This window comes from Streptomyces sp. MS191 (assembly GCF_008042125.1).
Taxonomy (GTDB): domain Bacteria; phylum Actinomycetota; class Actinomycetes; order Streptomycetales; family Streptomycetaceae; genus Streptomyces.
Genome location: NZ_RDBI01000080.1, coordinates 5,502 through 14,554 on the forward strand (window position 1 = coordinate 5,502; position 9,053 = coordinate 14,554).

The 9,053-nt window shown below is 71.4% G+C and carries 11 protein-coding genes; 5 read left to right on the forward strand and 6 right to left on the reverse strand.

Going from position 1 to position 9,053, the window contains the following annotated elements; genetic code table 11:
• Positions 1–189: 189 nt before the first annotated feature.
• Positions 190–936, forward strand: a complete 747-nt coding sequence (locus tag EAO71_RS34070) for an ABC transporter permease (protein ID WP_410094276.1) — start codon at positions 190–192, stop codon at positions 934–936.
• A gap of 343 nt (positions 937–1,279) precedes the next feature.
• On the opposite strand, the gene EAO71_RS34080 is transcribed toward EAO71_RS34070, so the two are convergent.
• Positions 1,280–1,813 (reverse strand): hypothetical protein, encoded by a 534-nt coding sequence (locus EAO71_RS34080; protein ID WP_147981695.1) that lies wholly within the window; start codon positions 1,811–1,813, stop codon positions 1,280–1,282.
• A 392-nt stretch (positions 1,814–2,205) separates the two neighbouring features.
• On the opposite strand from EAO71_RS34080, the gene EAO71_RS34085 reads away from it, so the two are divergent.
• Entirely contained in the window at positions 2,206–2,553 is a 348-nt protein-coding gene (locus tag EAO71_RS34085) for a MerR family transcriptional regulator (RefSeq protein WP_147981696.1), read from the forward strand.
• A 99-nt stretch (positions 2,554–2,652) separates the two neighbouring features.
• A complete protein-coding gene (locus EAO71_RS34090; protein ID WP_315986631.1) occupies positions 2,653–3,036 on the forward strand; it encodes a VOC family protein in 384 nt (127 codons plus the stop codon).
• Here EAO71_RS34090 and EAO71_RS39390 read toward each other — a convergent pair.
• Entirely contained in the window at positions 3,033–3,281 is a 249-nt protein-coding gene (locus EAO71_RS39390; protein WP_261992482.1) for a hypothetical protein, read from the reverse strand. The genes EAO71_RS34090 and EAO71_RS39390 overlap by 4 nt on opposite strands.
• Before the next feature lie 147 nt (positions 3,282–3,428).
• Here EAO71_RS39390 and EAO71_RS34100 point away from each other — a divergent pair, with 147 nt between their 5' ends.
• A complete protein-coding gene (locus EAO71_RS34100) occupies positions 3,429–4,166 on the forward strand; it encodes a class I SAM-dependent DNA methyltransferase (RefSeq protein WP_147981697.1) in 738 nt (245 codons plus the stop codon).
• Positions 4,167–4,299: 133 nt separating this feature from the next.
• Here the strand turns inward: EAO71_RS34100 and EAO71_RS34105 are convergent, their stop codons facing one another.
• A complete protein-coding gene (locus EAO71_RS34105; RefSeq protein WP_147981698.1) occupies positions 4,300–5,172 on the reverse strand; it encodes a S1 family peptidase in 873 nt (290 codons plus the stop codon).
• 315 nt (positions 5,173–5,487) lie between these two features.
• Positions 5,488–5,985 (reverse strand): hypothetical protein, encoded by a 498-nt coding sequence (locus EAO71_RS34110; RefSeq protein WP_147981699.1) that lies wholly within the window; start codon positions 5,983–5,985, stop codon positions 5,488–5,490.
• A 347-nt stretch (positions 5,986–6,332) separates the two neighbouring features.
• Between EAO71_RS34110 and EAO71_RS34115 the strand changes: the two genes are divergently transcribed.
• Positions 6,333–7,043: a response regulator transcription factor gene (locus tag EAO71_RS34115; protein ID WP_147981700.1), complete on the forward strand. Its 711-nt coding sequence runs from the start codon at positions 6,333–6,335 to the stop codon at positions 7,041–7,043.
• Between the two features lie 48 nt (positions 7,044–7,091).
• Here the strand turns inward: EAO71_RS34115 and EAO71_RS34120 are convergent, their stop codons facing one another.
• The gene (locus tag EAO71_RS34120; RefSeq protein WP_261992483.1) at positions 7,092–7,442 is read right to left on the reverse strand and encodes a CAP domain-containing protein; all 351 of its coding nucleotides are present in this window, start codon (positions 7,440–7,442) and stop codon (positions 7,092–7,094) included.
• Between the two features lie 555 nt (positions 7,443–7,997).
• Positions 7,998–8,546, reverse strand: coding sequence for a hypothetical protein (locus EAO71_RS39395; RefSeq protein WP_261992484.1), 549 nt, complete (start codon positions 8,544–8,546; stop codon positions 7,998–8,000).
• Positions 8,547–9,053: the final 507 nt, after the last annotated feature.

A 9,053-nucleotide genomic window follows, 5' to 3' on the forward strand; every position in this document is an offset into this window, starting at 1 on the left:
CCAATCGAGGTGCCCGGTGCGTTGTACCGGGTACCTTGACCGCGAGGCGCTCCAACCATTCACGAGGCGGTGCTCAGTATGTTGCGCGACGGGTTCGATTCCATCCTCTCGCTGGTGATCTGGCTGGTCTTCATCGGCTTCGCCGTGGCCTCGTTCGCGATCGCGGCGACCGTGCGCGACTCCGCCACCATGCTGCGCCGCAACCTCCTGCACGCCCGGCGCTACCCGTCCCTCACCCTGAACCTGCTGCTCACCCCGGTGATGCTGCTGCTGCTCTTCGTCTACATCTTCGGCGACACGATGAGCGCGGGGATCGGCGGCGGAGACCGCTCCGCCTACATCGCCTACCTCGTGCCCGGCATCCTGCTCATGACCATCGGCTCCACCACGATCGGCACCGCCGTCTCCGTCTCCACGGACATGAACGAGGGCATCATCGCCCGCTTCCGCACCATGGCCATCCACCGCGGGTCCGTGCTCTTCGGGCACGTCGTCGGCAGCGTGCTGCAGGCGATCATCAGCGTCGTCCTGGTCGGTGCCGTCGGGGTCGCCATGGGCTTCCGCTCCACCGACGCGAGCCTCCTGGAGTGGGTCGCGGCGTTCGGGCTGCTCGCTCTGGTCTCGCTGGCCTTCACCTGGATCGCGGTCGGGATGGGCATGGGCGCCCCCAACGCCGAGGCCGCCAGCAACAACGCGATGCCGCTGATCCTCCTGCCCCTCATCTCCAGTGCCTTCGTCCCCCTCGACTCGATGCCCGGCTGGTTCCAGCCGATCGCCGAGTACCAGCCCTTCACCCCCGCCATCGAGACCCTGCGCGGCCTGCTGCTCGGCACCGAGATCGGCAACAACGGCTGGATCGCCATCGCCTGGTGCGTCGGCCTCACGGTGCTCGGCTACTTCTGGTCGACCTCGAAGTTCAACAGCGACCCGAGCTGACCGCCATGACCGTGCGGGCCTCGTCCCGCGACCCGTCCGACCCCCCGGGGCGGCGTGCACCGACATCGCGTCGGCGCCCGCCGCCCCGGGGGGTCGGACGGGTCGCGGGACGAGGCCCGCACGGTCATGGCGGTCAGCTCGGGTCGCTGTTGAACTTCGAGGTCGACCAGAAGTAGCCGAGCACCGTGAGGCCGACGCACCAGGCGATGGCGGGAGGTGCTGGACTACTACGGCCGTGCCGTCCCGGCAGCGGGATGGCGCCCGGTACAGGACCTCGACACGGGGCCGGGGGCGGCGGGGCCGGCTCCGGCCCGGGCACTCCCCTGGCCGCGCCGGACAGGACCTAGTCCAGGCACCCCGAGCGCGAACCGTCTGTGGCCGACTCGGCGAACAACGAGAACCAGACGTGGGAGCCGGGGTCGGCGGCCTCCGGTCCCGGATCCAGTCCCTCGATCTCCCGCAGGCGTTCCGGAGGCTCGAAGGCGAGCGTCACGCTCGGGCGCTCGGCGGCTTCGAAGCAGAAGACGGCCCGCCGGCCTTCCGGCCCCGTGTCGAGGTCCTGTACCGGGCGCCATCCCGCTGCCGGGACGGCACGGCCGTAGTAGTCCAGCACCTCCTCGCGGGTCCCGCCGTACACGTAGACCCGCTCGGCAGTCAGACCCGCGTCTCCGCTGTCGTCGGTGCAGTAGGCCCGGGATCCGCCGTCGACCGGCCTGGCCTCCGCGGGGCGCAGGTCCAGCACCTCCACCGCGTCGAGCTTCCTGAGAGGCGACGCGGTGTCCTCGCACGTGTCGAACGGGGAGAGTGCGGAGCAGCCGGTCAGTGTGGTGCCGACGAGCAGGACCGCGAGAAGCAGCCGCGAACCGCGCATGTTCATGGCGGGAGTATGCAGGACTGCTTCGCCGCAGCGGAAGATCGAAAAGGTGCGGGCCGCCGGAGAGGAGAGGCGAAGGCCCCCCGCCACGAGGGCTCTTGACCTGGAGCGCGCACCAGGTCCGAGCATGGGCGCCATGACGTCGCCCCCCCGGATCGTCCTCGGGACGACGGACTGCGGCACCCGCGTCGATGCCGATACGGCGGGTTCGTGGCCCCGGGCGTACCCGGGCGCGCGAGACGTGGTGCGGATCGCGACGGAGGCGCCGTGCGGCCGTCCGGCTCGCTGATGCGGGTTCCCACGGGCGCGCCGACAGGCCGCCTTCTCAGTCCTATGATCATCCCGGCACCCGTTGACGTGCTCGCCGTCCTCGGCGAAGTCGCGGAAGGAGACCCATGACCACCCTGACCCCGGCGACCGCGGCCGATCGCACCGGCGTCTCGATCGACACCCTCCGCTACTACGAGCGCGAAGGACTCATCGGCCCGATCGGACGCACCGCGGGCGGACGCAGGGAGTACACCGAGGAGGACGTCTTCTGGATCGGCATGGTGACGTGCTTCCGCGATGCCGGACTCGGCATCGCGGACCTGCGCGCCTTCGTCGCCATCCTGCGCACGGACCACTCCGCCCAGGACCGGGTCGCCTTCCTCCGCGAGCGCCGCGCGGTGCTGGAGGAGCGGGTCGCGGCGCTGTCGCGGGCGATCGGAGTCCTGGACGAGAAGATCGCGTACTACAGCTGAGCGCCGAGAGCCTCCGTGGCCCGCCCCTCGCCAGTCGCTCCGGGGCCAACGGGTGGTATCGGCGGGTCCGGGGGCCGGGGGCCTCGGATAGGGTCGGGCATGCGATCTCGAACAGGCGGCATGTGGTGGGGGACGACGATCGAAGCGCCGGACCCCAGCGGCTTGGCCAGGTACTATGCCGAGCTCCTCGATTGGCACATCGGGCACGAAGAGCCGGGAACAGCCATTGTGACCGCCTCCCAGCATGGACCGTTCTTCGTTTTCCAGCAGGCGGAGGGCTATCGGGCTCCGGTGTGGCCACCGGCCGACGGCGACCAGCGCCCGATGATGCACTTCGACTTCCAGGTCGGCGACCTGGACTCAGCGGTCGCCGAGGCGGTCGCCCTGGGCGCCACCGTTGCGGATTTCCAGCCGCAGGAAAACGTCCGAGTACTCTTCGACCCGGCCGGCCACCCGTTCTGCCTGTGCCGCGACGACGCCTAGATCGGGCAATGTTCGGCCGGCTGACGACGTCGTGCGGCGTTCGTCGGCTGCGTGTTTGGTCCGCCGGATGATGTGGCGACCTCGATCCGGTGGAGCAAGGAGCCGCTGATCGGGGTGTAGGCGATCACCACATTGTTCGCCGCCACCCACGTCCCGACCCACTGGCACCGCTTCGTGGTCAGGTGCGGGCAGTGGTTGCCACAGACCATGGCGATCCGCGCCTCGGCCGCGTGCAGTGCGCGCATACCGCGGGGCGCACACGACGCGGCGGCCGGCCGCTCCACGCAGGGCCACACGACCGGACCCCGGGTCGGGGAACGCCGACGGCGTCGACGCCGTGGGACGGTAAATGCGTCGACAACGCCCTGCCACGCCCGGCACAGTGGCCGCTCGTGACGAGCAGTGAGCTGTGGGACCGGGCGACCGCCGAACGCTACGACGCCGGGGAGACCGAGATGTCCTCCGCCGCCGTCCTCGAACCGACACTCGCCTTCCTCGCCGATCTCGCCGGAGACGGGCGGGCACTGGAGTTCGCGATCGGGACCGGGCGCGTGGGCGTCCCGCTCCGGGAACGCGGCGTGCCGGTGGTGGGCATCGAACTGTCCGAGCACATGGCGGCGGTCCTACGGCGCAAGCTCGACGAGGACGCCCTCCCGCTGGCCATCGGGGACATGGCCACGACCGTCGTCCCCGGTGAGTTCGCTCTCGTCTATCTCGTCTACAACACCATCTCGAACCTGCTCACGCAGGAGGAGCAGGTCGAGTGCTTCCGCAACGCCGCACGCCATCTGGCGCCCGGCGGCCGATTCGTCATCGAACTCAGCGTGCCGCCGTTGCGGTTCCTGCCGCCCGGCCAGGTCGCGGTGCCGTTCGACGTCTCCGAGCGGCATCTCGGCTTCGACACCTTCGACCTGGTCGGGCAGATCCTCGTCTCGCACCATGTCACGCGCGAGGACGACGGCCGGTACCGGCGCGGCGACTCCCGGCACCGGTACGCGTGGCCGGCGGAACTCGACCTGATGGCACGGATCGCCGGGCTCGAACTGGAACGCCGGGTCGCGGACTGGGACGGGGCGCCCTTCACCGAGGACTCCACGAAGCACGTGTCCGTGTGGCGCAAATCGGCCTGAGGGGCGGGGTCGCCTCACGCACGGCTCGACCCGCGACGGGCGCGGACGCCCGCCCCGATGACGCTCGCGACGGCCTTGTCCGAGAGGGCGCGACACCTGCCGCCCGGCCCGGGCGGGCCGGGCGGCAGGGGCGTCACGGCTTCGGCAGGACGCAGCCGGGGCGGTTCAGGTCGATCACGTTCCCCGCGCCGACGCAGGGGACGATCGTGTACGTCTGCTGGGCGTAGTTGATGCCCTGGCGGACCGTCACGGTGCCGTTCTGGTCGATCTCGCACGGGTTGTTCACGGTGCAGCTCTCACCGCTCTCGTTCCCCGTGTTGTTGACGGCGACGACCTTTCCGGTGGTCGTGTCGATCACCGGCGAACCGGAGGTGCCGCCGATGGTGTTGCAGGACGAGGTGTAGCGGACGGAGTCCTTCCACGTCCACTCGCCCTCCTTGAGGCGGTACGCGAATCCGTCGACGTTGCAGCTGTAGACGCGCTTCCAGTACCCGGAGACCACCTTGATCGCCGAACCCTGCGCCGGACGGACGTCGTTGAGGGTCAGCGCGCTGATGCCGTACTGGCTCTGGATCTGCGCGTACGTCTTGGTCAGCTGGTAGATCGAGATGTCCGTGTCGGTCATCGTGGCGTAGGCGATCTTGCCGGCGCGCAGGGTCGCGACCTTGGAGCCGGCCGAGTTGAGAAGGGAGAACGAGCGGCTGGACCGCTGGTCCTTGATGACCTCGCCGGCCGCGGGGAAGCCGGTCTCCAGACAGTGCCCGTTGGAGAGGACCAGCGCGGGGTCGCCGGGCAGGGAGCCGGGGGTACGTACGAGGGAGCCGGAACAGTTGCTGAGCGCGACCGTCCCCGCGAAGTCGACGGCGACGGCCGTCGCGGCCTGGGCGCGTGGCGCGGAGGCCGGGGTCTGCGCGACCGTGTCCCGGGGCGCGGAGGCCACGGCCGGGGCTGCTGCCGCCCCGGTCAGGAGCAGGGCGAGCAGGGCGCCGGTGAGAGGCTTGTTCATGTGGGGGTTCCCCTCCGATGACGATGCGACCGAAGATCCTTCGGTTGTCATGGGCATTCTCGAAACATCGGACGCAACCCACAAGAGGGCCTCTTGAGGCACACACGCCCCTCGCTGACGTCACGTCAGGACGCCTCGGCCGTCGGGCCATCGCGTCCGCCCGGCCGCCGGACTGAGACCGTGACCGCGCTGACGGCCCCCGCCCTGCGCCCGTCCGTGTCGCAACCACGGCCGCGGATGGACGGTCCGGGACGTTCCGCGAGCCCCCGAGACCCGCAGCCGCAGCCCGCAGCCCGCAGCGAGGTTGACGGTCGCTCAGGCCAGCGGGTCGCGCAGTTTTCGGATCTCCGGGCGGGCCAGGTCCACGAGGTCGTCCCTGAGCATGGCGTTGAAGGCCCGGCGAGCGGCCAGCGCTTGTCGATCGACCTCGACGCCACTCCGCAGCTGGCGCACGTACGTCTGCCGCACCAGATGCTCCGCTGGAAGGTAGGCGTCCTTCAGCCACCGGTACAGGTCGTCCGACGCCAGCAGCAGGAGCCGTCGATAGGCCTCGTCGCGGGCCCGGACGCGGCGGTTCAGCTCCTCCTGTTTGCCCTCCCAGCCCGATTCCTGGATGTAGACGAGCCAGTCCATCCACAGACTCGTAGCCAGCATGAAGCCCTCGATACAGGTCAGGCRTCGCTCCTGCGCCTTCTCGAGCAGGCCGGCCCGCAGCCTCAGCCGTTCGACCGACCGCGTGGCGAACGCCGTCAGGAGACCACCCACCACCGCCGCTACGGCAGCGATGACGGCCGGCATCATGGCAGCCTCCATACGCGCCCTCCCCCCATGGGAACGCCGGACCGACCGGCCCGGACGAGTCCTTCCCATCGTCCTTCGCGGTCAGTCGGGTTCGGGGCCGTTCCGGCACATCCGACCTCCCCCGCGGACGTCCGGCCGGTTCGTGGGCACCGGTCCCTCATCAGCCGCAGCCCCTGCGGGCTGCCGGGGTGGTCGGCGTGGGACAAGGTGGGTCGAGGATGCCGGCGTGGGACGAGGTGGGTCGAGGATGGCGGCCTCGACCTCGTGGCGCAGGGCGCGCGGGCCGGTCCTCGAGCGGCTCTCCACCAGGCCGTAAGGGCCTGTCCGGATGGCGGACAGGCCGCTGTAGGGTGACCGCCATGCCCTGCGTACTCGTGGTCGAAGACGACCCCAGCATCCGTGCCTCGCTGATGGAGATCCTCTCGGAGCACGGCCACACGGTGCGCAGCACGGGCGACGGATTCGGTGCGCTGCGCGAGGTCGCCCAGGGTGCGCTGGACGCGGTGGTACTCGATCTCGGCCTGCCCGACCTGGACGGCGCCGATGCGCTGCGGATGATCCGGGGCATCTCGAACGTGCCCGTGGTGGTGGCGACCGCCCGGGACGACGAGAACGAGATCGTGAAGCTGCTGAACGCGGGGGCCGACGACTATCTGGTGAAACCGTTCTCCGGGGCTCAGCTCATGGCCCGGTTGTCGGCGGTCCTGCGGCGCAGCGCGGCACCCGGCCCGGCCGCCGGAGGGCAGCCGCAGCCCGTCGACCCGATGAGTCCGGTGACGGTCGGCGAGCTCGCCGTCGATCCGCTGGCCCGCTCCGCCTACCTGGCCGGCCGTGAACTGGTCCTCACCCGGCGGGAGTTCGACCTGCTGGCCTTCCTCGCCCGGCACGCCGGAACGGTCATATCCAGGCGGCGTCTGCTCACCGAGGTGTGGCGCGAGGCGTACATCGAGGACCAGACCATCGACGTGCACGTGTCCGCGCTGCGCCGCAAACTCGGCGAGCGGGCCTCCGCGCCGCGCTATCTGCGCACGGTGCGCGGTGTCGGGATCAAGCTGGTGGCGCCGCACTGAGGACCGGCCGGTCCGGGTGCCCCGCGGGGGACGTCCGGCCCGCGGTGGTCAGGCCGGGGTGCCGAAGTCCTGGGTCCACCAGGGTCCGCCGTCGGTGCTGACGCCGACGCCGATCTCGGTGAAGCCGCAGTTGAGGATGTTCGCGCGGTGGCCCGGGCTGTTCATCCAGGCGTCGACGACGGCCGCGGCGTCGGCCTGACCCTTGGCTATGTTCTCGCCGGACCGTGACCAGGTGTACCCGGCCGCTTCGATGCGGTTCTGAGGCTGGGTGCCGTCCGTACCGGTGTGGGAGAAGTTCCCGGTGGCGGCCATGGCCTCGCTGTACTCCTGTGCGGCGTCGGTCAGGTCCGCGTCCACCGTCAGGGCCTTGCAGCCTGCCGCGGCGCGTTCGACGTTCACCAGGCGGACGACTTCCTGGGCCTGGCTGCCGCCCCCTGACCGGGAGCCGCTGTCGGAGGTGGGGAGGGCGTTCCGGCCGATGCGGCCGTGGGACCCGGGTCGGCGGTGCTCTGCTCGGTGGGCGCGTCCGGGACCGATGCCACCGAGACGCTCCGCGCGTCGTCGCTCTTCGAGCCGCCGACGCCGCAGGCGGTGGCCACGGCCGCGGTCGCGACCGTGAGGGAGACGGCGGAGAGGCGGACGATGCTCTGTATGCCAGCGGTACGTGGACGCCGGTGTGCGGCCATGGCGAATCAACCCCTTGTGTCGGTGAGGTCTCCGGGGCCTGGAGGCGGCCGGTGCCGGAGCGGGCCGGAACGCCGCCCGGCGCCGTGTCCGCCGGGGCCGGAGTGATCGTCCTGACCGACCGTGAGCATAGGGGCGGCGAACCCGCCCGGAGCCGTCCTGATGCTGGTCATCAGGGACGCTTAAGGAACTGCTCAGGTTGCGGGGCGACAAGAGTGCGGCTGCTGGTGCGACACGCGGCCGGTCAGCGCGGAGCCGGTCCCCGGCGGCTCACAGCCGGGTCTCGCGGACGCTGGCCTTGGCGGTCGGCACGACGGTCGCGGTGATCTCCGAACGGTGGTCGTCGCTGGTGAAGACGACCACCAGGGTGTCCGGATCGGTCTGCTGCGTGCTCGTACGGAATCCCGGGTCGGGCACGGCGGAGACGAAGCARACGCTGGTGCGCCCGTACTGGACGGTGACCTTGCCGCCCTCGGACGGGACGGTGTGCAGTCCCGGACCGCCGGTGCACTTCGGCGACGGGCGGGGCGTGGCCGTGACGGGCGCCCGGGTGGGCGAGGGAGACGGCGTCCGCGTGGTGGGGGGTGCCTTCACGGGTGTGCCGGTCGGGGTGGCCGACGGGGTCGGCGTGGGGGCCGCGGACGAGGCCGGCACACCCACGAGGCCGGAGGGCGACGGGTACACCGCCTGGACCGAACGCGCGGCGGGCGGCGTCGGACGGGTCAGGCCGATCACGAAGTACACCGTGAGCATGACCGCGGTGACGCTGGCCGCGGTGCACGACAGCCATATGAGGAGGTAGCGCGTGAGGCGGGGCACCGCATCAGTGTGGCCGACGGCGGGTCCGCCGCTCGCGCGGCCCCCGCCTCCTCGTCAGGGCGGCCCCGCATGCGGTGCGTCGGGCGCACCGGACCGGCCGTACCCCGCCCGCCGGGTGAGCCCCGGGCCCGGGAACCGGCCCCGTCGCGGCCGGGAGAGCCACCCGCGGACGCCGGGATCCGTACGCGGGGTGCTCCCCGGCGGACACGGAGCGGCGCCGAACCTGAACAGTTGCTTATGCCCTCCTGAGCGCATCCCTCAGACAGCGTTCCGGCCGCCCCGGCCCGCCTACGATCCGGTCAGGACGATCACTCCGGCCCCGGCGGACACGGCGCCGGGCGGCGTTCCGGCCCGCTCCGGCACCGGCCGCCTCCAGGCCCCGGAGACCTCACCGACACAAGGGGTTGATTCGCCATGGCCGCACACCGGCGTCCACGTACCGCTGGCATACAGAGCATCGTCCGCCTCTCCGCCGTCTCCCTCACGGTCGCGACCGCGGCCGTGGCC

Coding starts and splice junctions, on each gene's coding strand:
- EAO71_RS34090 (WP_315986631.1), top strand. CDS start 2,653: ATGCGATCTCGAACAGGCGGCATGTGGTGGGGGACGACGATCGAAGCG.
- EAO71_RS34070 (WP_410094276.1), top strand. CDS start 190: ATGCTGCGCCGCAACCTCCTGCACGCCCGGCGCTACCCGTCCCTCACC.
- EAO71_RS34080 (WP_147981695.1), bottom strand. CDS start 1,813: ATGAACATGCGCGGTTCGCGGCTGCTTCTCGCGGTCCTGCTCGTCGGC.
- EAO71_RS34085 (WP_147981696.1), top strand. CDS start 2,206: ATGACCACCCTGACCCCGGCGACCGCGGCCGATCGCACCGGCGTCTCG.
- EAO71_RS34115 (WP_147981700.1), top strand. CDS start 6,333: ATGCCCTGCGTACTCGTGGTCGAAGACGACCCCAGCATCCGTGCCTCG.
- EAO71_RS34105 (WP_147981698.1), bottom strand. CDS start 5,172: ATGAACAAGCCTCTCACCGGCGCCCTGCTCGCCCTGCTCCTGACCGGG.
- EAO71_RS39390 (WP_261992482.1), bottom strand. CDS start 3,281: ATGCGCGCACTGCACGCGGCCGAGGCGCGGATCGCCATGGTCTGTGGC.